Here is a 21,483-nt window from a genome sequence, read left to right on the forward strand (position 1 = left end):
GCCGCGACATGCCCGCACCCAGCAGCAGGACGTCCGCCGCCCGCCCGGTCGTGTGGACGGCCTTCGGACTGTACCTCGGGCTGCTGGCGTTGATCGTGCTGTGGCCGGTGCCCGTGGACCGGCCGGCCACCGGGGCCCTGCAGGACGTGCTCGACGCCTTGCACCGGCATGGCGTACCGGCCTGGATCAATTACGGCACGGTGGAATCGGCGGCCAATGTCCTGCTCTTCGTGCCGTTCGGCCTGTTCGCCGGTCTGCTCCTGCCGCGGCGCCGGCGCTGGCTCGTCCTCGCCGGCGCCGTGCTGCTGTCCGCAGGAATCGAGCTGGCGCAGTCCAGCCTCCTGCCTGAACGCTTCGGCACGGTCCAGGACGTGCTGGCCAACACCCTGGGTGCGGCCCTCGGCGCCGCCGCCAGCTTCCTGCCCAGGCCGGTGTGGCTGTTCGGCCGCGGCCCGGCCAACGACGGCTGAAGTGCCGCCGGTCACGTCGGCCGCGGCGGCCGCCGATCGTCGCTTAATCTGGAACCGTAGCGCCAAGGCGGTTGGCGCGCGGAGCGGTGAGGGACGTGTCAATGCGAATTTCAGTTATCGGTTGCGGCTATCTGGGCGCGGTCCATGCCGCAGCCATGGCCAAGCTGGGCCATGAGGTCGTCGGGGTCGACCTGGACGAGCGCAAGGTCGCGGAGCTGCAGGCCGGCCGCGCCCCGTTCTTCGAACCCGGGCTGCCCGAGCTGCTCGCCGAGGTCCAGGCCACCGGAAGGCTGAGGTTCAGCACGTCGGTGGCCGACGCCGCAGGGTCCCAGGTGCACTTCGTCTGTGTCGGCACCCCGCAGCGCAAGGGCGAGTACGCGGCGGATCTGACCTTCGTGGACTCGGCCTTCGCCGAGCTGGCCGGCTACCTGCACGACGGCGACATCGTGGTGGGCAAGTCCACGGTGCCGGTGGGCACCGCCGCCCGGCTGGCCGAGGCGGTGGCCGCCAAGGCGCCCGGAGCCGTGCTGGCCTGGAATCCGGAGTTCCTGCGCGAGGGGCATGCCGTGGCCGACACCCTGACCCCGGACCGCTTCGTCTACGGTGTGCCGGACGGCGCGCCCGGAGAGGCCGCAACCGCGGCCCTGGACGAGGTCTACAGCGCGCCGCTGGCCGAGGGCACCCCGCGGCTGGTGGTGGACTACGCCACTGCCGAACTGGTCAAGACCGCTGCCAACTCATTCCTGGCCACCAAGATCTCCTTCATCAACGCGATGGCCGAGCTTTGCTCCGCCGCCGGCGCAGATGTGACCAAACTCGCCGACGCGATCGGCATGGACAATCGGATCGGGCGCAAGTTCCTCAACGCCGGCATTGGTTTCGGCGGCGGCTGCCTGCCCAAGGACATCCGTGCGTTCATGGCCCGCGCCGGCGAGCTTGGCGCGGACCAGGCCCTGACCTTCCTGCGCGAGGTGGACGCGATCAATATGCGCCGGCGCACCCGTGTGGTGGAAATGACCCGCGAGCTGTGCGGCGGCTCCCTGCTGGGCCGGCGGGTGACCGTCCTCGGTGCTGCGTTCAAGCCCGATTCCGACGACGTACGCGATTCCCCGGCCCTCTCGGTGGCCGCCCAGCTGCAGCTGCAGGGCGCCACCGTCACCGTCACGGACCCGGAAGCGCTGCAGAACGCCAAGGCGCGTTTCCCCGAACTGCACTATGAGCCGGTGCTGGACAATGCCTTGGACGGCGCCTACGCGTTGCTGCTGCTGACCGAGTGGAAGCAGTACCGGAACCTGGACGCGGCCGCCGTCGGCGCGCAGGTGGCCGAAAAGAACATCCTCGACGGCCGCAACGTGCTGGACCCGGCGGCCTGGCGGGCCGCCGGGTGGAACTACAAGGGCATCGGACGCCCGTAGCATCGGCCCGAGTTGGGCACGCTCCGGCCCACGGGATAGAGTTTTTCCTGACCTCGGCGGCGCTGCCCGCAGCTTGGCTAACGCGCAGCGGTTCCGCCCTGACTCTATGCACTACGGGAGATACACCATGGCCCTCAACGCCTCCACCACCCTGCCCTACTCCGTCGCCCAGGTGACCGATACGTTCACCAGCGAGGCATTCCTCCGCCATATCAGCGAACTCGTGGGCGGGACCCTGGTTTCCGCGGACCTGGACGGTTCCGTGGACGGCGCGTTCAACCTGACCGTGGTACGCAAGCTGCCCACCACCCGGCTGCCGGAAATTGCACGCAAGGTCGTCGGCGAGTCCCTGACCGTGACCCAGACCGAACGCTGGCAGGCGCCGGCCGCCGACGGCAGCCGCATCGCCGACCTCGAGGTCAAGGTCGCCGGTGCCCCCGTGGATGCCAAGGCAGTGCAGCAGCTGGTGGCGGACGGCAGCTCCACCCGCGTGGAGCTGCAGGGCGAAGTCAGCTCCGGGATTCCGTTCCTGGGCGGCAAGATCGCCTCCGCCGCCGAGCCGGTGCTGGCCAAGGCGCTCAACCTGCAGGCAACCCAGGCCGAGGCCTGGATCGCCAGCCAGGCCTGAGCGGACACGCCGCAGTGCAGCTGCCCGCGGCCCTGGCCTGGATCCTGATCCTGGCCGGTGTCTGGAGCCTGTGTGTCTGGCCGCCCATGCTCCTGCGCGTCTGGAAGGACCCGCGGGCCCGCGACGAACGCGGCGGTGCCACCCGGTACCTGATGGTGAATTTCATGCTCGCCACCACGTCCATGATCTTCGGCATCGCCACCTTGGTGATCGGGGTCCGGAGCCTGGTTTCCTGACGACGATGGGGGGCGCTGATGCCCCCAGCGTTTTCCCAACCTGCTTCCAGCAGGATGAGGCCTGTGCAGCACCCGCTGCACAGGCCTCCGGCGTTAAGCGGCAATCTTTCGTTGACAGCGCCAACCTGCAATAGCAGGGTGGTGGATACCCGCTGGAAGCACGCCAGAGTGGGTGGTGGGCTGCGGCGGATAAGGTTCGCCGGTCTGGTTGGGGAGACATGAGCGCATTCTTCAGGTCCTGGAACACGGCAGCACCGATGCCCGCCTCGGCGCAGCGGCGCGGCATGTGTGCCCGACGCCGCTGGCGCCCCGGCACGGCGCTGAGCCTCGCCGTCGTTTTGGCTGCCCTGCCTGGCACGGCCAATGCCGCGCCCAACCCGCTGATCGCCGAATTCGAACAGGGCTCGCCGGGAGCCGGGGACCCCTACTTCCCGCTCGCCGGCAACGGTGGCTACGACGTCGGGCACTACCAGCTGGACCTGGACTACAACCCGCCCACCGATGAACTCAACGGCCACGCCACGATCACTGCCCGGGCCACGCAGGATCTGTCCTCGTTCAATCTGGACCTGCGGTCGCTGACGGTCCATGCGGTGCAGGTGGACGGGGTCACGGCCGCCTGGACCCATACGCCGGACGGGGAACTGACCATCATGCTGCCGCAGGGCATCCGGCGCGGGCAGCGGTTCACGACGGTCGTCGAATACGGCGGAGTCCCGAAGCCGATCACGAAACCCGGGCAGGCAGGCTTCATCCACACCGCCGACGGTGCGGTGGTCACCGGACACCCGCTCAGCGCGCCGACCTGGTTCCCGGTCAACAACACGCCGCGGGACAAGGCCAGCTTCAGCTACCGGATCACGGTCCCGGACAACTGGGAAGTAGTAGCCAACGGTGCGCTGCGCAAGATGTCCCGCCAGGCCGGGCGCACCACGTTCAACTGGGCGGCGGATGAGCCGATCGCGCCCTACCTCGCCTCGATTAGTGTCGGCCGCTTCGACTTCCGCGACTACACCCGCGCGGGCGTCCACTACTGGGACGCCATGGACCCGGCACTGGGGAAACTGGTGCTGCCGCGCAACGGAAACGGACTGGCGTGGTCCCAGACCGCAGATGCCTCGTACAAGCGGCTGTCGCGGACCATCAGCGTGCCCAAGGACGGCGCAGAGCTGGGTTTCTGGATGGAGCGGGACACCGAACCTGGCTGGGATTTCGCGTTTGTGGAGGCCCGGGTGGCGGGCACGGACAAGTGGACCACGTTGCAGGACAGCACCGGCCATGCAAGCCAGGACACCGGGCTGTCCTGCCCCGCCTGGCACGCGGTGCATCCGTTCCTGAAGCATTACCAGAGCGCCGGCGGCAAGGGCGGCTGCAAGCCCAGCGGCAGCACGGGCGCATGGTGGGCGGCCAGCGGCTCCAGCGACGGCTGGGAACAGTGGCGGGTTGATCTGGGCCGCTTCGCCGGCAAGGACGTGGAGCTGGCCATCACCTATGCCAGCGACATCTCCGGCCAGCACGACGGCGTGCTGCTCGAAGACATCAAGGTCTCCACCGGCGAGGGTTCCACGTCCTTCGAACCGGACCGTCAGCGGGACCGGCTCAACGGCTGGAAAGCCACCGGCGCGCCGAAGGGCAGCCCGGAGAACGGCAACGACTGGACGGCCGGAGTCTCCGCGCCACGCTCGATCGGGTCGAAGGTCAAGGAAGCCCTCTCCCGCCAACCCCGCATCATCCACTTCCTGTCCAAGCTCTTCGGCACGTACCCCTTCAAGGAAGCCGGCGGCGTGGTCACCTCGGCGGAGGGGCTGGGGTTCGCGATGGAAAGCCAGTCCCGGCCGCTGTACTCCAAGGATTTCTTCTACGACGCCGCCGGGGCGGACTCGCTGATGGTCCACCAGCTCGCCCACCAGTGGTTCGGCGGAGCGGTTTCCCTCGACAGCTGGAAGGATGCCTGGCTCGCCGATGGCTTCGCCACTTACGCGCAGTGGCTGTGGAACGAGGACCGCGGCCTGGGCACGGCACAGCAAACCCTGGAGTTCTACGCCGATATTCCGGCCAAGGACCAGTTCTGGGACCTCAAGGTGGCAGATCCCGGTCCCGACAACGTCTTTGACCCAAGCCTGCAGACACGCGGTGCCATGGTGCTGCAGCAACTGCGCACCACCGTGGGCGACGACGTGTTCTTTTCAATCATGCGCCGCTGGATGAAGGAACACAGCGGGGGCAATGCCTCCACCGCGGACTTCATCCAGCTGGCGGAGCGAGCTTCCGGGAAAGACCTGTCCAAGCTGTTCAGTATCTGGCTGTCCACCGCAGGCAAGCCCGGCGTGCTGTAGACCGCCGGCGCCGGCCGGTCAGGCCCGGGGTGGTTCCTGGCCGGCCGGAAATTGCGGCTCGCCCAGCACCCTCAGATGCTCGTTGTACTCGTCGATGGAGAGCTCGCCGCGGGCAAACCGCTGGTCCAGGATCTGCCGGGCCGGGCTGCGCGGCGGCGGGAGCACCTTGTGCCCGGCCGGACCCGCCACGGCCCACTCCGGGCCCTGTACAGACCGGCTGCCGGTGAAGGCGCGCACCACCAGCGTAGCCAGCAGCGCAATGATGGCCACCAGCAGCAAGCCGAATATCCAGGCCCAGCCCATTTCAAACCAGTATCCCCGCATCATGCTGACTCTCCTTTAATCCCGGAAACGCATGGCCGACGAGTCGGTCGTACGGCCAGAATACCCGCAGGCCATGGGAAGAAATAGGGGCCGGGGCAGCTGGCCCGGCCGTCCCGCCGTTCACCGGTTCAGATTGACGATGATGTCATTGCCGCGGGTGTCGATCCGGCGCATGCCCACTTTCCCGATGGACGCGGTGGAACCAATCAGCAGGCAGGAGTCGAAGCTGTCCCGGTAGATGTGGACCGGCCCGAATTCGCCGGCCCAGACGCCGTCAGCGCTTTCGGCGTAGAAACAGAAGTACCGGTTCCCGGTGTTGAGCACGTGGGCCGTACTGCCGGGTCCGATGACCCACCAGCCGCGGGTACCCCACTGACCGTCCTGGGCGCAGGCATCCGGGGCGTAGAACATCACCGCCACGTTCACGCTGCTGGACGTATTGTTCCGGAACCGGACCTCCACTGCCGCTCACCGCCCCGGTTCCGGCTCGATACGGACCAGTTCGGCCACCGTCATCGTCGGGATGTCCTCCAGGCTGCGCGGCGGCAGGGCCGCGGAGCCTGCGCCGTAGGTTTCCTCCGGCCGGTGCTCGGCGTGCTCCGCCTCGCGGCCCATGCGCTGATCCACTTCCAGCGGGGCGGTGCCGCCAAAAGCCTCCGTGGGATCCGGTTCCCGGGCAGGGCCGTGGTGCTTGGACATGTTTTCCTCCACAGTGTTCCGGGGCCAGGACGACAAGTCTGCAGGCGGCGTGCCCGGCTGCCTCTGCCACTGTAGGCACGGCGCGTTATCGGCGCGTTACGGCGGCCGGCCGCCGCCCAAGTAACGGCGTTGTAACGGCAGGCGGCTATACCGGCCATGCGGCACGATGTACCGCTGGTGGAACCCGGACAGACCCAAGGAGACAACGGTGAGCGAAAACAACCAGAACCACTTCTGCACGATCAGGACTGCCGCACCGACCGAGGGCAATACCAAAGCGGCACTGCTCAACGAGTCCCGGTGGGACGTTTCCCGGATCAAGATCGGGTTCCTCGAAGGTGATCCGGACCTGCGCCGGCGCGTCCTGGCAGTGGCACAGGAATGGACCGGGCCGGACATGGCCAACCTGGAATTTGCCTCGGCCAGCGACACCGACGCCGACCTGCGGGTTGCCTTCGAGCAGGGCAATGGATCCTGGTCCTATTTGGGGACCCATGCCCAGCAGATTCCGGTGTCCGAGCCGACGATCAACTTTGGCTGGCTCACCCCGGATTCGGACGACGACGAACTGCGGCGCGTGGTGCTGCACGAGTTCGGGCACGCCATCGGACTCATCCACGAACACCAGAATCCGCAGCGGCCGATCCAGTGGAACCGCGCAGCGGTCATCGCCGACCTCTCCGGACCGCCGAACAACTGGTCGCCGGAGACGATCGAGCACAACATCTTCGAGAAATACGATCCGGCCGCGCTGACCAGCACGGACACCGACAGCCAGTCCATCATGATGTATCCGATCCCTGCGTCCTGGACCACCGATGGTTTCTCCGCCGGTCTGAACAGCAATCTGTCCGACACGGACAAGGAATTCATCCGGACCGCCTATCCGTGGTGAGCTGACGGCAGGGCAATCATGGCCGACTACGCGGTGGTGGTGGGCATCTCCCACTATCCCCAGCTGTCCCTGGACGACCTGCAGGCCCCGGACCGCGATGCCCAGGGCATCTATGACTGGCTGGTGGATCCCGACGGCGGAAGCGTGCCGCGGGAGAACGTGCGGTTCGTCCGCCAAGCGGACTTCGGACCGCCGGCGCCCGGGGACAGCGTGGAACCGACGGAGGCCCGGGTCCAATCCGCTTTGAACTGGGTGGCAGACCAGACCCGCAACACGATGGGAGACCGGCTGTACCTGTACTTTTCCGGCCATGGCTTTGCCCCCGTGCTGGAGGAAGGGGCGATTTTCACCGCGGAGGCGGACCTGGACTGGCCGCACCACGTCTACGCCTATGATTGGCTCCGCTGGTTCCGGCAGGCCCTGGAGTTCCGCGAGTATGTCCTCTGGATGGACTGCTGCATGAACTTCCAGCGGACCGTTCCAGTCAACAAAGTGGAGCGCCGCCCGGTGACCGGCACCGGTGTGCCCGGACCAGTGTTCGTGGGCATCGCGGCACAGACCAAGAGCGCCTTGGAATACACCATGGACGACGGCAACGTGCACGGGGTGTTCAGCTGGACCCTGCTGAAAGGCCTTCGGGGGGCAGCCGCCAACGACCGTGGCCGGATCACCGGCGAAAGCCTCAAGTCCTTCCTGCACGGCGCCATGCCGGAATTCCTGCCGGACAGCGCAAAGGCGGCGTCGGCCGTGGACCTGTACCCGTTCATCCGGACGGATGACGGCATCTTGTTCAAAAAGCTGTCCCAACGTCCCACGTTCAATACCGCGCTCAGCTTCCCGGCCGGCGCCGCGGGCAAGGAACTCAAGATCTGGACCGGCCGGCCGCATGCCGCCGTCGTATCCGAAACCCTGGCCTCCGACCGCTGGGCCGGGACGCTGGTGCGCGGTCTCTACGTCGCGGAGGTCCCCGGACTCGGGCTGCGCCAGGGCTTCCAGGTTTCCGGTGCCGGGGACGTGCGCGCGGACATTACGTCCGGCGGCCCGCAGGTCCGGCCCCCTGACCCGGCGGCGCTGTACCGGATCGAGGTCATCGCCGAAAATCCGGCCGCGGCCATCCTGGTCACCGATTACACGCTGAGCCCGGTCTTGTCCGACACCGGCACGTTGAAGGAACTGGACATGCCCGGGGTCTACAAGATCCGGGTCGAGTTTGGCCGCGATATCAACGCCGTGCGGGAGCAGGTCGTGCTGCTTGACCGCGACATGTCCAATCCCGCGACGGCCGCGCCCCGGCTGGCATCTCCGGCCCCGATCCCCGGCAGCGCCTTCTCCCGCGACGTCCACGTCGGCCCGTTCCTGGATGCGGCCCGGCGCCAAGGCACGTTCAAGGAGCCGGTCGCCGGCAATGCCGCCATATCGGTGCTGGCCCGTTACCGGCAGGCAGACATCGTTCCCGCGGCGGATACTCCGGAGCATCCGCTGGCCGGACTCGAACTGCTGGACGGTTCGGGCGGGACCATCGCCACGCTGGTCGAGGGCAGCAGCCTTGAGGGCGCGGGTTCTACGGACCCGCAGGCCGTCTGGGAGCAGGAGGTCCCGCCCGGCGTCTACTTCCTGCGCGCCAACCTCGCCGGCGGCCGCCTGATCGACGGCACCGTGATCGCCAGTCCCGGCTGGGTCACCCAACTGGCCCTGCAGCGCTCGCCTGCCGGCCCCGGGGACGGGACCGGCCCTTCGCCGATCGACGACGCCGCCATCTTCATCCGCCCGGCGGGAGGGGAATCGAGGCCGTGGAAGGAGGACAAAGTCATTGAGGGTGCCCGGATCGGGCTCGCCCAAGGCCGCAACCCGCTGGCACTGGGCCGGGGCACCGAACTGCAGCGGCTGCTGCTCCAGGAGTACGAGGACCCGGTTGCCGGCATCCTCGGCTGCCACCTGCTGCTGCGTGCCGCCGACTCCTCCTCCGGCCTCCGGCCGGAGGAGGCGCAGCTGCTGGACGCGGCCGTGGCCCGGCTCCGCACGACGCTGGGGCATGGCCATCCGGACGTGGAAGCCCTGTCCCTGCGCTGCGCCGACGCGTCGCTGCGCCGGGTGGATCCGATCGCGGCACCGCCGGTCTTCGAAGCTGGCTGGAAGCTGCTCATCGAAGCCAGCTATGCCAATCCGGCCCTGGTCCCGATCCAGCTCTGGCAACAGGTACACGCCGGCGCCTGCTTCGGCGCGTACTTCGCCTGGTCCGCCGACCAGGCATCCATGGAGAGCCACGGCCGCCAGCTGCTGCAATGGCTGGCCGGTGCCCGGCGGGCCGCCGGTGGACAGCTCTCGGACGAGGCCCGGTCCGCCGCGCTGGTCCAACTCATTCCGGCAGCCGCGCTGGAGGAGCTGTGGCAGGACCGGCCCGGCATCCTGCCCGTCCCATGACTGCATCCGGGACGTTCTTCGAGTATCCGGTCGCCGGGGAACTGGCCGTCTCCTTCCAGCGCTATCCCTATCCCGAGACCGGCCGGCTGAACGCACTGCCCACCAGCCTGGGGGCGCTGCCGGTCTGCTCCACCGCACCCGGCAGGATCCTGCTCCCCTGCCCGGCCGGCGAGGCATTCTGGATCGGGTTCCTGCCGGCTGCCGGGGCGGCGCCGGCCGCCGTCGGCCTCCTTGCCGTCACCGGTTCCGGGGACGGGATCGATGCCGTCTCCGGACGGGCGGCCGCACCGGGCGCACCGGATACCTGGTTCCAGGTACCGCCACGGCGGCAGCTGGAGGGCATCCACCGGCCCGACGGCGGCTGGTGGGCGCTGGCGCGGACCGCCGCGGCGGAGGCCCCGGCCTGCAGCCGGCTGCAGCTGTGCATCCGCCGGCCCGCCGCCCCGCTGGTGCTAGAGATCGTGCTCACCGACGAACGGGAATTCGAAGCGTCCTGCGGCACGCCGGTCCCGGAACCGGGCCCGGGCTACGGCGGCTGGCGGCTGCCGTAAGACCCCGCAACGGCTGCAGGTGTCCCGTCCAGGTTTCCGGTAACAGCCCAGTAACGGCCGTCCGCTACCTTCGCCCCATTCACCTAGGTAGATAATCCGAAAGGACGGTGTCGTGTCCTACCGCGAACGGGCCGGCTCCCCCGGCCCCAAGAAACTGCTGGCGCTGGACGGCGGCGGTATCCGGGGCGTCCTTTCGCTCGAAGTCCTCGCCCAGATCGAGCGGACCCTGCGCGCCGAACTTCGCCACGGGGAAGACCGCGGTGAGGACTTCGTGCTCGCCGACTACTTCGATTACATCGCCGGCACCAGCACCGGGGCGATCATTGCCGCCGGGCTGTCCTTGGGCTGGCCGGTGGAACGATTGCGCAGGCTATACGCCCTGAACGGCGAGGAAATGTTCGACAAGGCACTGCTGCTGCGCCGCTACCGGTACAAGTACGACAGCAGCCGGCTGGCCGCCATGCTGCAGCGCGAATTCGGTGCTGCCACCACCTTGGGCGGAGATCAGCTGCAGACCCTGCTGATGATGGTGCTGCGCAACGCCACCACCGACTCGCCGTGGCCGCTGAGCAACAACCCGAGGGCCAAATTCAACACGCCCCAACGCTCCGACAACAACCTGGACCTGCCGCTGTGGCAGCTGGTCCGGGCCAGCACGGCGGCACCGGTGTATTTCCCGCCCGAGATCGTGACCGTGGGAGACCAGGAGTTCGTCTTCGTCGATGGCGGGCTGACCATGTACAACAACCCTGCCTTCCAGCTGTTCCTCATGGCCACCTTGGATGCCTACGGTCTCGGATGGGAAACCGGCGAAGGGAAGCTGCTGCTGGTCTCGGTGGGCACCGGTGCCGCGCCCCACGCAAACGCCTACCTGGCTCCCGGAGACATGAACCTGCTCTACAACGCTTCCTCCGTGCCGGGGGCGCTGATGTATGCGGCCGCAACCGAGCAGGACCTCTTGTGCAGGATCTTCGGCCGCTGCCGCCACGGTGCCGCCGTCGACCGTGAGATCGGCGACCTCCGGCATGACCGCGGACTGATGGACCGGCGGCTCTTCAGTTACGTGCGCTACAACGCCGACCTGTCCCGGGCCGGGCTCGATGAGCTCGGACTGCCCGACGTCGATCCGCAGTCGGCGCAGCGGATGGACTCCGTGGAGCACATCGGCGATCTCCAGCGGATCGGCATGTCCTTGGCCCGCGATGTGGAGGCCGCCCATTTCGAGGGATTCCTGGACCACCAGTAGATCTCCCATGAAGCTCAGACGGGAAACCACGCATCGACCGTTCGTACCGTCCGGGCGGTGCGGCCAACCCTCCTGGCGGCCGGGGTTTGCCTCGGTGCTCACGCCCTACCTGCTCTTCCTGCTGCTGGGCTGGTGGACCTGGACGCAGTTCTCCCGGGCCAGCAGCATCAACGCCTACATCGCGATCGCCTGGACCCTGCCGACCTTCACCTCGGTCCTGGGGTTATACGGCGGCTACTGCACCGCCCGCCGCATGCGGAGCGAACGACGGCGGCAGGAACCTACGTCCCTGCCCGTCGTCGGCACCGATCAGCTTCTGGTGGTCATGCCCACCATTGGACGGGACGACACACTGCCTGCCGTGGAGCGGGTGATCGAGTCGATGCGGGTGTTCCTCCCCGCCTGCTTCACGAAGCTGCGCATCGACGTCGTGATCGAGGAAGAATGCCCTGCCCGGCGCAGGATCGAGGCCCTGGCGGAGGGCACGGCCGGACTGCGGGTGGTGGTGGTGCCCCGCGGCTTCCGCACGCCCCACGGCACCCGGTTCAAGGCCAGGGCCAACGAATACGCCAACCGGCTCCGTGCGGCCGAGGGTGAGGCGCGCGAGGATGTCTGGGTCCTGCACATGGATGACGATACCGGCGTCGGCAGCGACACCGCCCGGGAACTGGCCAGGTTCATCCTGGCGCAGCGGCAGGCAGGCGACGACGCCCTGGATCTTTGCCAAGGCGTGCTGTCCTATCCACGCGAACTGGCCGCCAACCGGCTGATCTGGCTCGCCGACGCGATCCGGCCCGGCTGCGACCTCGGGCTCTTTGCGGCCACGACGGGACGCGGCTCGCCCCGCGCCGGACTGCACGGGGAACTGCTTTTGGTCCGGGCATCGGTCGAGGCAGCCATCGGATGGGACTTCGGCCCGCGGACCCTCGTGGAGGACGCCCAGTTTGCCCTGCACTTTTGCGAGCGCTACCCGGGACGCAGCGGCTGGATTCCCGGTCTCTCGTACGGTGCCTCACCGGCGACCGCCTCGGACTTCATGCGCCAGCGGGAACGCTGGGTCTGGGGACTGCTCGAACTCATGGCCGGCCGGACCGGCGTCCGACAGGCCGCGTGCCGGCGTCATCGGCTGCTCATGCTGCATAACACGGTGGTGTGGTCCTGCGCCCCGCTGGGCCATCCGGTCTTCGTACTGATGCTCTGTGCGCTCCTGCAGGACTACCAAACAGCACCTATCGTGCCGGCCTTGGTTCCGCTGTGGGGATTGAATGTCGCATTCTGCATCTGGCTTTATTGGGAAGGCCTGAAGCTCAACGCGCTCGCATCGGCCCGGGCATCGCGGCTGTGGTGGGAACCCGTATGCCTGTTGTTGCTGACTCCGCTGTTTTCCCTCTGGGAGATGGTGGGGATCGCCCGAGGTGTGTGGCGGTTCGCGGCCAGCGGCGAACCCCGCTTCACCGTCATCACCAAGCCGGTTTGACCTCTTGCTGCCTTCAGCCCCCAAGGACGCCTAACTCAGGGGCAGCGCGTACACCCGGCCGTCGAGGCTTCCAACGTAGACCATCCCGTCCGCCACCGCGGGTGAGGAATCGTCAATCGGTCCTCCGGTAGCGAATTGCCACACCAGTTTGCCGTTGGCCGCATCCAGGGCATAAAGGTTGAAATCCCGGCTGCCCACATAGACCAGGCCGCCCTGTTCCGCCGGCGAGGAGCGGATGCCGTTACCGGTGTCGAACCGCCAGCGCTCACGTCCGGTATCGGCATCGAGCGCGTACAGGTTCCCGTCGTCACTGCCGATGTAGACGACTCTGCCGGCCACCCAGGGTGAGGAGACGACACCGCCGCCGGCCACAAAGCTCCAGATCAGGCCGCCGTCGGAAGCATTCAGGGCATAGACCAGATGATCGTCGCCGCCGATGTAGACGATCCCCTTCGCCACCGCCGGCGAGGAATCGACCGTCAGCTGCGTGGTGAAGGCCCAAAGGATTTTGCCCGACGCCGCTTTCAACGCATACACGTTGTGGTCCCGGCAGCCCACGTAGACCACATCCCCGGCCACGGTCGGCGAGGAATTGAACCAGCCACCGCGTGGAAACCGCCAGCGCTGCTTGCCCGTCGCGGCATCCACCGCGTACAGGTTGTTGTCGCGGCAGCCTACGTAGACGGTGCCCGAGCTGACCGCCGGCGAGGAATGAATCACCTCCCCCGCCGGGAATTTCCAGCGGCTGGCCCCGCTGGCCTGGTCGACCGCATGCAGGTGGCCGTCATTCGAACCGACATACACCGTTCCGTCCGCGACTGCCGGGGAGGACGTCACGGACCCCTCGGCACGGTACCGCCAGCGCAGTTGGCCGTCAGCGGCATCGAGGGCATAGAGATGCTGGTCGACACTGCCCACGTAGACCATGCCCCGGTCGACTGCCGGTGACGAATAGACCTCGTCCCCGGTCTGGTAGGCCCACACCGGTTTGGGCGGGCGGTCCCGGGCCCAGCGGGTGGCGGTCAAAATGCCCGCACCCAGCAGCGCCAGCGCCGCGGCACCGCCGCCCCATTTCAGCACCGCCCGGCGGCCGATGTCCGCCTGCGTGGACAACCCCAGCTGCCGGACCAAACCATCGGCATCGGAACGAAAGGTCTCAAAGTCCAGCCGCACGGCATTGCGGCGGGAAAGGGGTCTAAGCACTGCCGGCAGTTCTTCCTCCTCCGGGACCTCGACGCCATCGACCAACACGGGGATTATGCGCACCTTCCGCTCCATGGCGGTACGGATTTCCAGCACGACGTAGTCATCCGGGTCATCCAGGCGGCGCTGTCCCTGGTCATCGACGATCGTGGTCCACTGCCGCCCGATCAGTACCAGGAGCACGCCGCAATCCGCGAGCGCCCGGTCGATTTCCGCCACGAAATCGCGGCCGGGGCCGATGGATTCGATGTCGATGAAGACCCGGGCACTGCCAAACTTCCCGCGCAGATAGTCGGCCAACCGTCCTGCCACGTGCCCCGTCTCGTCACGGCGGTAGCTGATGAAGACTCCCGCTGCGGATAGGTCTGCCATACCGCTCCTGGTCGTTCCGGCACCTACCCGGCAGGGACCGGGCCGAGCAACGTCCGGATCGGACCGATGACATCTTCGGGGTCCCCCCACCGCTGGAGGAAGTCAAGCTGGTAGAGCGCGGACCGGAGCTGGTCCGGCCGGGCCAGGGCGGCCGCCTTTCCATAGGCGGCGACGGCGCCGGCGGCCGGTGCGCGGCCCATCAGGCACTCGTGGAGCAGCAGCTCTGCCTGCGTGATGGCGGCCCAGAAATCCGCAGGATCGGATTCGGCCGCACGGCGGGCCAGGAACTTTGTCACTGTCAGTGCCTCCTGCAACTGGCCTTCGGCCTCGGGCTCGTCGGCCAGGACACCATGCCGGATGCCGAGGCGAAGAGCCATCACCAGATTGACACCGGTGTAAAACGTCGGTTCGACTTCGAAGCCTTTGCAGTAGTACTCCTGCATCAGAGCAAACCGGCCAGCGACTCCCGCGCTGCCCATGCCGGATTCCGGATCATCCAGTCCCCGCTTGATCAGCCCGGCGAGGATACCGTAGGTCTCCGAGTCCCCGAACCCTTCCTGGATGGCCGTGGACAGCAGCCGCTGCGCCTTCTCCCGGCAGGTTGCCGCGGTGCCCGGATCGCAGCGGCCGGATTCGCCGATCCGCCGGTAGGCCATGGCCAGTTTCTGCAGCCAGGTCCGCCGCAGCGGGCTGTCCGCCGGCGGCTCGGCCTGCTCCAGCAGCACTGCGGCAGCTTCATAATCGCCCTCGCGCATCAGCCCGTTGCCCAACTGGATCCGCAGGCCGGTCCGCGAAGCCTCGGCGAGGTCGGACGCCCCGGCTATCTCCGACGCTGCCGCCTGCATGCTGTCCGCCGACGCGCTCCGCAGCGCCGACTGGACAGCTTTCCGCAGCCGCAAATCGGTCTGGACCAGGCCGTCCTGCCCTGCCCTGCGGCGGAAGGGCCCCCGGACCGCATCCAGCTCGAACCACTCATGGACGGGGCTGTCGCCGCTGCGCGATGCCAAAACCTCGGCCAGGACGGGGCGCAGCCGGCGGATGGCGTCCTCGCTCTGTTCGTCGGTCAGCTCGGCGCCCCGTTCGAAGCGTTGGATGCGGATCAGGTTGATATCGAACGGCACCGCGCCGGCAGGGGTTCCCTGCAGCTGCGGGTATACCAGGACCGTCGAAGCACGGGCGAACACGTGCCGCAGCCCAAGCTCGTAGGCGACATTGAAGTTTGCGGTGGCCAGATCGACGATCACCAGATCGCTGTTGGCCAGGTCTTCGATCATGCCCGCATGGATGATGCCGCTGTCCGTTTCCAGGTCCGCCCGAGCCCAGGCCACGTCCAGGTCCTCGAGCAGCGGGCGGTAGACGCGGTGGAATACCGGGTCGCAGTCATACCTGCGCCGGACCACCGGATCGAAACGCCGGCCATAGGGCATGGCAACAAAACCCCGGGGCCGTTTGGCCAAGGGGGCCAGGTCCAAGGTCAGGATGCCTTGGGCTTCCGCGCGCCGCGCAAAATCATCGGAAACGCTTCCGGCGTCGTCGTCCGGATGCGGGCGGATGACCAGCGCCCAAACGCGCTCGCCTGTCTCCCCGGCGAGGGCCTGCGCGTACCTGATGAGATGCGCGTTGTGGCGCGGGTAGGAATTCTTATCCTCCGGGTCCAGGGATCCTTCCTTGATCCGGTTCGATCCAACGGTCTCGAGCAGCCGCCGGTACCGGGCCGTCCAACGCTCCCCCCGGTTCCCGACGCTCGTTTCTTGGAAAGTCCCGACGTCGAACGGCAGCACGAAACGGACTTCGGCACCTTCCAGCAGCGCAGCCTCGGCGATGATGATGTCGCTGCCCGAAGCCGCGGCACCGACCACAACGCTGGGGCGGAGGGACTGCAGCAGTCCGCGAACCCGCGCCGCCAGCCGTGCCTCGGCGGCCGGCGGCAACCGGGGTTGCGCCCGCGCCGGTTCGTCCGCCTGGACACCGGCATACACGATGATCATCCCGACTCCGGTTCCTGCTGGGGCAGCTGGTTTATGTATTGTCCGCCGGAATGGGCAGGCCGGGACAGACCTCGATATACGGGATGATGTTCCGGATCGGCGTCGCACACAAGGCATCCCTCCAGTCCTTGGCACAGAGTACCCACCGAGCGTTATCCGGCCCGATTCCCGGTGCCGTCGGTCAGGCCTCGCCGTTACTCCTGCGCTGAGGTGCCCGGCAGCGCAGCCGCCCCTACAATGAAGGCACAGGCTCTTCAGCCGCGCTGTTCCGCTCCTGCGGACCAAGCCTTTCCGGGCATCCTGCTGCTTATCCGCTCAACCCGATTGTCGATGATCAGTATGAGAACCACCTCCTCGTCCGGCCTGGCCGGATGTGCCACCGTCCTTTGCCTGCTGTCCGGCCTCGCCCCCGCAGCCGCGGCCACGCCCGTCGCGGCCGGCATTACTGTCCACCTGCCGGACCGCGGAAAAGTGCTCGCCGACGGCGCGGGCGTCTCGGTCACGGTCACCTTCCAATGCGAGGCCGGGCAGTCCTACAACATGTTCGTGGAACTGTCGCAGGCCGTCCTGGACGGCCGCACCGCATCGGGCGTCGGATTCGCCGGTCCGGGCACCTGCACCGGCGCTGCCCAGACCGAGGACCTGCTGCTGATGGCAACCGGCGGCTTCTACGCCTTCCGCAGCGGCGACTCGGTGGCCAGGGCTACCCTGTCGGTGTGCCCCAACGAACAACAGTGCAGCCAGGCCATGGATTCCGGCGTGTTGGAACTGCAGGAGTCGTTCGGGTAACAGCGGTGCGGGCAGGCCGGGCCCGCCGCGGACGGCTGGCCGGATCAGCCGTCCGCCGGGCCCGAAGCGGTGCCGGTGAGCCGGTCGAGGATCGCTGCCAGCCGGGCGCGCTCGTCGCCGTCCAGCACGGCGAAGTATCCCCGCGCCTGGTCCTGCTGGGCGGCACGGATGGCCAGGGCCAGGTTGCGGCCGGCGTCGGTCAGCGAGACCACCGTGGCGCGGCGGTCGGCCGGGTCCGGTTCGCGCAGGCACCAGCCGCGCTCCTGCAGCCCGTCCACCACCTCGGTGGCCGAGCGCGGCACGATATGCAGCCGTTCGGACAGCTCGCCCAGGCGCAACTGCCCGTTCCGCAGCAGCATGCCGAGCGCCCGCGACTGCGAGGGCGAAACGTCCCAGGGCGCAAGTGCCTCGCGGGAGCGGCGCCGCAGCTGCCGGGCCACGGCCCAGAAGGAGTCAAGCAGGTTCTCATCGGCCACGGGAATAGCTTAGCAGCAAATATGGTTGTAGCCTCATATTGAGGTTGCCTCATCACTTCGCATACGAAGCGGCGCCGCCGCTCCGGCCCGGCAGAAAGGGGTGGTTCCCACGGACCCCGCCAGCATGACCTTCGGCCGCCACGCCCCGCGCCCCACGGCCGCGGAACGGGAACAGGCCAGCCACGTCTCCCTGCGCCGCATCGCCGCACTCTTCACCACCTACCGCTGGCAGCTGCTCCTGGTCACAGCGATCATCGTTGCCTCCTCCGCCGTCGCGATGGCCTCCCCCTTCCTGCTGCGCGCCGTCATCGACACCGCACTGCCCCAGGACGACCTGCGCCTGCTGGTCCTGCTGACCGCCGGAATGCTGGCCGTCGCCGTAACGACCGCGGTGTTCGGCATCATCCAGACCTGGATCAGCACCCGCATCGGACAGCAGGTCATGCACCGGCTGCGCTCGGATGTCTTCACCCACTTGCAGCGCCAGTCCGTCGGGTTCTTCACCCGGACCCGCAGCGGTGAAATCCAGTCCCGCATCACCAACGACATCGGCGGCATGCAGGCAGTGGTCACCTCCACGGCCACCAGCATCGCGACGAACCTGACCACTGCCGTGGCCACGGTGGCGGCCATGGTGGCACTGTCCTGGCAGCTGTCGCTGATCTCGCTGCTGGTGATGCCTCCGGCGGTGCTGCTGACCCGCAAGGTGGCTTCCATGCGGCGCGAACTGACCGCGCGCCGCCAGCAGGAGCTTGCCGATATGAACGTCGCCATCGAGGAGTCGCTCTCCATCAGCGGCATCCAGCTGAGCAAGACCCTGGGCACCGGACCGTTCCTGGCCGAACGCTTCGCCGCCTCGTCCAAGCGGGTGACCGAACTGGAACTGCGCTCGGAGCTGGCCGGGCGCTGGCGGATGGCGATGATGAGTGTGGTGTTCGCCGCCGTGCCGGCAGTCATCTACCTGGCCGCCGGACTGCCTGCCACCGCAGGGAAAATCAGCATCGGCACCGTGGTCGCCTTCACCGCGCTGCAGACCGGCCTGTTCCGGCCGCTGCTCGGTTTGATGAGCGTGGGCATCAGCCTGACCAGTTCGCTAGCCCTCTTCGCGCGTATCTTCGAGTATTTGGACCTGCCGGTGGAGATCGCCGATCCGGCCATACCGGCCGACATCGACCCGGCGCGGCTGGCCGGGCATGTGCGCTTCGAACACGTCAGCTTCACCCATCCGGGCAGCCCGCTGCCGGCGGTCGACGGCGTCGACCTGGAGATTCCGGCCGGGACCTCCCTGGCCTTGGTCGGACAGACTGGCTCCGGCAAGAGCACACTGGCCGCCCTGATGGCCCGGCTGCACGATCCGGACGCCGGGCGGATCACCATCGACGACGTCGACATCCGCACCATGGCGCTGACCGATCTGGCCTCCGTGGTGGGCATGGTCAGCCAGGAGACCTACCTACTGCACACCACCGTGCGCGAGAACCTGCGGTACGCCAAGCCCGGCGCCACCGATACGGAGATCGAGCAGGCGGCCAGCGATGCGCAGATACACAAGGCCATCCTGGCGCTGCCGGAGGGCTACGAAACCATGGTCGGCTCCCGGGGCCACCGCTTTTCCGGCGGAGAGAAGCAGCGCATCGCCATTGCCCGCACCCTGCTGCGCAACCCGAAGGTGCTCATACTCGATGAGGCGACCAGTGCGCTGGACACCCGCACCGAACGCGCGGTGCAGGAGGCGTTCGACCGGCTGGCCGCGGGCCGCACCACGATCACCATCGCCCACCGGCTCTCCACCGTGCGCAACGCGGACCAGATCGCCGTGCTCGACGCCGGCCGCGTCGTCGAACACGGGACGCACCAGAGCCTGCTGGAGCGCCGGGGCCGGTACGCGGCACTGGCGGCCTGAGTTTTCCGTGCGCCAACTCGGCGTCCGGCCCGGGCGGTCAGCGGATGTTGAGGCAGGCGAGCCGCTCGCCGGCGGTGCCGGCCTTGCCCTTCTCGGTCATGGTGGGCATCGCGTGGATTACGATCGAACGGCCTTCGCCCGCACGGAACTTCCAGTCCACCGTGCTGTCCACCTGGGCGTTGCCGTCCTGATCGGTCTTGAAGTCCAGCCAGACCTCGTTCTTCGGATTTGCGTAGGCCGGATCGACCGACGGCTGCACGGGGTCCTTCTTGTTCTGGTAGTGCGGTCCGGCCAGGTGGCCCGACTTGCCGCAGACGTTGACATGCACGTGGGCACCGAATTCCCGGTTGGGCGCGAGCCCCTCGACCTTCAGGCTCACGGCGGTGCCGTTGCCTGCGGCCTTGACCACGGTGACGGCGTTGGCCCCTTTCGGGACTTCCGGTTGGTGGTAGGTGATCGCGGTGGCGTCCTCGAACTCGCTGAACTTGGAAGTGACCGGCTGCCCCTCGGCATAGGTACCCGTGTTCATCGGGCTGGACGGGGCGACAGCCGACTGCTGGCCGGAACCGGTGGGCGTTTCGCCGCACCCGGCCAGCGCCAGCAGGATCGCTGCCGCGGCGGCGGCCGTAAGTCTCGGGTTGCCGGGTTTTGGTACCATGATCGGTCCTCCGTAGATCGCGCGTTCCGTCTGCAGGGCCACCCCGGGTCGGGGGCGTCGCACTCCCCCGTCAACGACGGTACCGCCGCGCGGTGGTCGCCGGAAGGCACGGCAGCAAAACGGCGGGTGGCCGGGATCACTCCCGGCCACCCGCCGTACTCGATGCCGGCCTGATCAGGCCGGGACCGCGGCCCGCTTCCGCTGGAGCGTCATGGCGCAGCCCAGGGAAGCCAGGGTGCAGGCCAGGGCAACGGCCAGCATGCTGCCGAACCCGCCGCTGGTTTCGATCAGCACGCCGCTCAGGGCCGGACCGATGGCGAACCCGGTGCCGATCATCAGGTTGGTGGTGTTCATGACGTGCCCGCTGCCGCCCAAGTCTGCCAGCGAGGAGAGCAGGTAGGGCAGGATGAAGGTCCAGGCGAACTTGAAGATCATCGCCGCGGCGGCGAACTGCAGCACCCCGGAGACCCCGAACAGCAGGGCGACGGCGGCAGCCAGGCCGACATAGCCGGCCAGCAGGAACATCCGGCGCTTCGGGCTGTCTCCCAGCACCGTGGCCAGCAGCGACGAAATGATCCCGGGCACGGTCGCAATGGCCAGGACCATGCTCACCGTGGACAGGTCAACCCCGGCACCGCCGGCGATCTGCGCCATGAATGACCAGACGCCGCTCAAGCCCACATAGAAGAGCAGGACGGCGGCCAGCCCCGCAACGAACTTGCCGACAGGCACCGTGCCGGCCGCACCGGCGACGCCGGCCACGGGCTCCCGGCGCAGGATGTCGCCGTCGATCTTCCGAACCACCGGCAGGCAGCAGGCGGCCAGGGCCGCCATCGTCCAGTAGATGGCTGCCACGCCGGCGTTGGCGAACAGCGCCGGAAACACCGCCAGGATGACCGCGCCCATCAGCAGCTGGAAGACCACGAAGATGCCGAAGGCCCGGCTGGGGTTCGAGGTCTTGCCGCTCAGCGTGAGGATGATGACGGTGATGGAACCGGCCGCCAGCGAGGTAACGACGCGGGCCGCCACCAGCAGCGCGAAGCTGTCCAGGAAGCCGGAGACAATGTTGCCGGCAATGGCGACGGCGGTGAACAGGTAGGTGGCCGTGTTCAGGTTCATCCGCCGCAGCCACAGGTAGGCGGGCACCGTGGCCAGGCTGAAGGCGCCCAGCTCGAAGGAGAACAGCATGCCGACCTGGCCCGGCGTCAGGCCGAACTGCTGGACCAGCTTGCCGGCGATGACCGGGGCGATGAGCAGGACCATGTAGAGGACGGCGCTGAAGACCGCGATATAGGTGTAGATCCCGCGGTCGGTCCCGGCGCGAGGGCGCACGGGAGCAAGGAGTGTGGACATGAATGCCCCTTTCAGGCGGTGAAGTCAGGCGGTGAAGGTTTGG

Annotated in this window: 20 protein-coding genes; 12 read left to right on the plus strand and 8 right to left on the minus strand. The window is 68.0% G+C overall.

Translation table 11 applies throughout. The features are described 5' to 3' along the window. Positions 1–8 precede the first annotated feature (8 nt). The 5 genes from LVY72_RS01090 (at position 9) to LVY72_RS01110 (ending at position 5,085) form a co-directional block, all read left to right on the plus strand. The gene (locus tag LVY72_RS01090; protein WP_237817603.1) at positions 9–470 is read left to right on the plus strand and encodes a VanZ family protein; all 462 of its coding nucleotides are present in this window, start codon (positions 9–11) and stop codon (positions 468–470) included. Between the two features lie 101 nt (positions 471–571). Continuing rightward, on the plus strand, positions 572–1,885 hold the full coding sequence (locus tag LVY72_RS01095) for a UDP-glucose dehydrogenase family protein (protein ID WP_237817604.1): 1,314 nt from the start codon (positions 572–574) through the stop codon (positions 1,883–1,885). 127 nt (positions 1,886–2,012) lie between these two features. After that, entirely contained in the window at positions 2,013–2,513 is a 501-nt protein-coding gene (locus tag LVY72_RS01100; protein WP_237817605.1) for a DUF2505 domain-containing protein, read from the plus strand. Between the two features lie 14 nt (positions 2,514–2,527). Further along, a complete protein-coding gene (locus LVY72_RS01105; RefSeq protein ID WP_237817606.1) occupies positions 2,528–2,749 on the plus strand; it encodes an SCO4848 family membrane protein in 222 nt (73 codons plus the stop codon). A 218-nt stretch (positions 2,750–2,967) separates the two neighbouring features. Further along, positions 2,968–5,085: a M1 family metallopeptidase gene (locus LVY72_RS01110; protein ID WP_237817607.1), complete on the plus strand. Its 2,118-nt coding sequence runs from the start codon at positions 2,968–2,970 to the stop codon at positions 5,083–5,085. An 18-nt stretch (positions 5,086–5,103) separates the two neighbouring features. On the opposite strand, the gene LVY72_RS01115 is transcribed toward LVY72_RS01110, so the two are convergent. From LVY72_RS01115 to LVY72_RS01125, 3 genes are all read right to left on the minus strand, one after another. Continuing rightward, positions 5,104–5,412, minus strand: coding sequence for an SHOCT domain-containing protein (locus tag LVY72_RS01115; protein ID WP_237817608.1), 309 nt, complete (start codon positions 5,410–5,412; stop codon positions 5,104–5,106). A gap of 117 nt (positions 5,413–5,529) precedes the next feature. Beyond that, entirely contained in the window at positions 5,530–5,871 is a 342-nt protein-coding gene (locus tag LVY72_RS01120; protein WP_308190657.1) for a DUF1036 domain-containing protein, read from the minus strand. 6 nt (positions 5,872–5,877) lie between these two features. Further along, a complete protein-coding gene (locus tag LVY72_RS01125; protein WP_237817610.1) occupies positions 5,878–6,108 on the minus strand; it encodes a hypothetical protein in 231 nt (76 codons plus the stop codon). Positions 6,109–6,316: 208 nt separating this feature from the next. Here LVY72_RS01125 and LVY72_RS01130 point away from each other — a divergent pair, with 208 nt between their 5' ends. The 5 genes from LVY72_RS01130 (at position 6,317) to LVY72_RS01150 (ending at position 12,698) form a co-directional block, all read left to right on the plus strand. Then, a complete protein-coding gene (locus LVY72_RS01130; protein ID WP_237817611.1) occupies positions 6,317–7,003 on the plus strand; it encodes a M12 family metallopeptidase in 687 nt (228 codons plus the stop codon). Positions 7,004–7,021: 18 nt separating this feature from the next. Next, complete coding sequence (locus LVY72_RS01135) at positions 7,022–9,424, plus strand: caspase family protein (protein WP_237817612.1); 2,403 nt, start codon at positions 7,022–7,024, stop codon at positions 9,422–9,424. Beyond that, positions 9,421–9,975, plus strand: coding sequence for a hypothetical protein (locus LVY72_RS01140; protein ID WP_237817613.1), 555 nt, complete (start codon positions 9,421–9,423; stop codon positions 9,973–9,975). Before LVY72_RS01135 ends, LVY72_RS01140 begins: the two co-directional genes overlap by 4 nt. Before the next feature lie 112 nt (positions 9,976–10,087). Continuing rightward, on the plus strand, positions 10,088–11,221 hold the full coding sequence (locus tag LVY72_RS01145; RefSeq protein ID WP_237817614.1) for a patatin-like phospholipase family protein: 1,134 nt from the start codon (positions 10,088–10,090) through the stop codon (positions 11,219–11,221). 7 nt (positions 11,222–11,228) lie between these two features. Then, positions 11,229–12,698 carry a glycosyltransferase family 2 protein gene (locus LVY72_RS01150; RefSeq protein WP_237817615.1) on the plus strand — a complete coding sequence of 490 codons (1,470 nt, stop codon included), beginning with the start codon at positions 11,229–11,231 and terminating at the stop codon, positions 12,696–12,698. Positions 12,699–12,728: 30 nt separating this feature from the next. On the opposite strand, the gene LVY72_RS01155 is transcribed toward LVY72_RS01150, so the two are convergent. Both LVY72_RS01155 and LVY72_RS01160 read right to left on the minus strand, forming a co-directional pair. After that, on the minus strand, positions 12,729–14,273 hold the full coding sequence (locus LVY72_RS01155; protein WP_237817616.1) for a toll/interleukin-1 receptor domain-containing protein: 1,545 nt from the start codon (positions 14,271–14,273) through the stop codon (positions 12,729–12,731). Between the two features lie 23 nt (positions 14,274–14,296). Beyond that, positions 14,297–16,261 carry a tetratricopeptide repeat-containing protein gene (locus LVY72_RS01160; protein WP_237817617.1) on the minus strand — a complete coding sequence of 655 codons (1,965 nt, stop codon included), beginning with the start codon at positions 16,259–16,261 and terminating at the stop codon, positions 14,297–14,299. Positions 16,262–16,600: 339 nt separating this feature from the next. Between LVY72_RS01160 and LVY72_RS01165 the strand changes: the two genes are divergently transcribed. Continuing rightward, positions 16,601–17,050 (plus strand): hypothetical protein, encoded by a 450-nt coding sequence (locus LVY72_RS01165; RefSeq protein ID WP_237817618.1) that lies wholly within the window; start codon positions 16,601–16,603, stop codon positions 17,048–17,050. A gap of 44 nt (positions 17,051–17,094) precedes the next feature. Here LVY72_RS01165 and LVY72_RS01170 read toward each other — a convergent pair whose 3' ends face one another. Further along, positions 17,095–17,526, minus strand: a complete 432-nt coding sequence (locus LVY72_RS01170) for a MarR family winged helix-turn-helix transcriptional regulator (protein ID WP_237817619.1) — start codon at positions 17,524–17,526, stop codon at positions 17,095–17,097. A gap of 124 nt (positions 17,527–17,650) precedes the next feature. Between LVY72_RS01170 and LVY72_RS01175 the strand changes: the two genes are divergently transcribed. Next, the gene (locus LVY72_RS01175; RefSeq protein WP_237817620.1) at positions 17,651–19,429 is read left to right on the plus strand and encodes an ABC transporter ATP-binding protein; all 1,779 of its coding nucleotides are present in this window, start codon (positions 17,651–17,653) and stop codon (positions 19,427–19,429) included. A gap of 37 nt (positions 19,430–19,466) precedes the next feature. Here LVY72_RS01175 and LVY72_RS01180 read toward each other — a convergent pair whose 3' ends face one another. Both LVY72_RS01180 and LVY72_RS01185 read right to left on the minus strand, forming a co-directional pair. Then, positions 19,467–20,087 carry a superoxide dismutase family protein gene (locus LVY72_RS01180; RefSeq protein ID WP_237817621.1) on the minus strand — a complete coding sequence of 207 codons (621 nt, stop codon included), beginning with the start codon at positions 20,085–20,087 and terminating at the stop codon, positions 19,467–19,469. A gap of 174 nt (positions 20,088–20,261) precedes the next feature. Continuing rightward, positions 20,262–21,440, minus strand: coding sequence for an MFS transporter (locus LVY72_RS01185; protein ID WP_237817622.1), 1,179 nt, complete (start codon positions 21,438–21,440; stop codon positions 20,262–20,264). Positions 21,441–21,483: the final 43 nt, after the last annotated feature.

Origin of the sequence: Arthrobacter hankyongi (assembly GCF_022012395.1) — a bacterium.
Classification (GTDB): Bacteria; Actinomycetota; Actinomycetes; order Actinomycetales; family Micrococcaceae; genus Crystallibacter; species Crystallibacter hankyongi.

Bases quoted from the DNA above. Each gene is read 5' to 3' on its own strand.
- LVY72_RS01165 (WP_237817618.1), top strand. From the start codon at position 16,601: ATGAGAACCACCTCCTCGTCCGGCCTGGCCGGATGTGCCACCGTCCTT.
- LVY72_RS01090 (WP_237817603.1), top strand. From the start codon at position 9: ATGCCCGCACCCAGCAGCAGGACGTCCGCCGCCCGCCCGGTCGTGTGG.
- LVY72_RS01185 (WP_237817622.1), bottom strand. From the start codon at position 21,440: ATGTCCACACTCCTTGCTCCCGTGCGCCCTCGCGCCGGGACCGACCGC.
- LVY72_RS01135 (WP_237817612.1), top strand. From the start codon at position 7,022: ATGGCCGACTACGCGGTGGTGGTGGGCATCTCCCACTATCCCCAGCTG.
- LVY72_RS01095 (WP_237817604.1), top strand. From the start codon at position 572: ATGCGAATTTCAGTTATCGGTTGCGGCTATCTGGGCGCGGTCCATGCC.
- LVY72_RS01150 (WP_237817615.1), top strand. From the start codon at position 11,229: ATGAAGCTCAGACGGGAAACCACGCATCGACCGTTCGTACCGTCCGGG.
- LVY72_RS01110 (WP_237817607.1), top strand. From the start codon at position 2,968: ATGAGCGCATTCTTCAGGTCCTGGAACACGGCAGCACCGATGCCCGCC.
- LVY72_RS01100 (WP_237817605.1), top strand. From the start codon at position 2,013: ATGGCCCTCAACGCCTCCACCACCCTGCCCTACTCCGTCGCCCAGGTG.
- LVY72_RS01115 (WP_237817608.1), bottom strand. From the start codon at position 5,412: ATGATGCGGGGATACTGGTTTGAAATGGGCTGGGCCTGGATATTCGGC.
- LVY72_RS01180 (WP_237817621.1), bottom strand. From the start codon at position 20,087: ATGGTACCAAAACCCGGCAACCCGAGACTTACGGCCGCCGCCGCGGCA.
- LVY72_RS01160 (WP_237817617.1), bottom strand. From the start codon at position 16,261: ATGATCATCGTGTATGCCGGTGTCCAGGCGGACGAACCGGCGCGGGCG.
- LVY72_RS01125 (WP_237817610.1), bottom strand. From the start codon at position 6,108: ATGTCCAAGCACCACGGCCCTGCCCGGGAACCGGATCCCACGGAGGCT.
- LVY72_RS01175 (WP_237817620.1), top strand. From the start codon at position 17,651: ATGACCTTCGGCCGCCACGCCCCGCGCCCCACGGCCGCGGAACGGGAA.
- LVY72_RS01140 (WP_237817613.1), top strand. From the start codon at position 9,421: ATGACTGCATCCGGGACGTTCTTCGAGTATCCGGTCGCCGGGGAACTG.
- LVY72_RS01155 (WP_237817616.1), bottom strand. From the start codon at position 14,273: ATGGCAGACCTATCCGCAGCGGGAGTCTTCATCAGCTACCGCCGTGAC.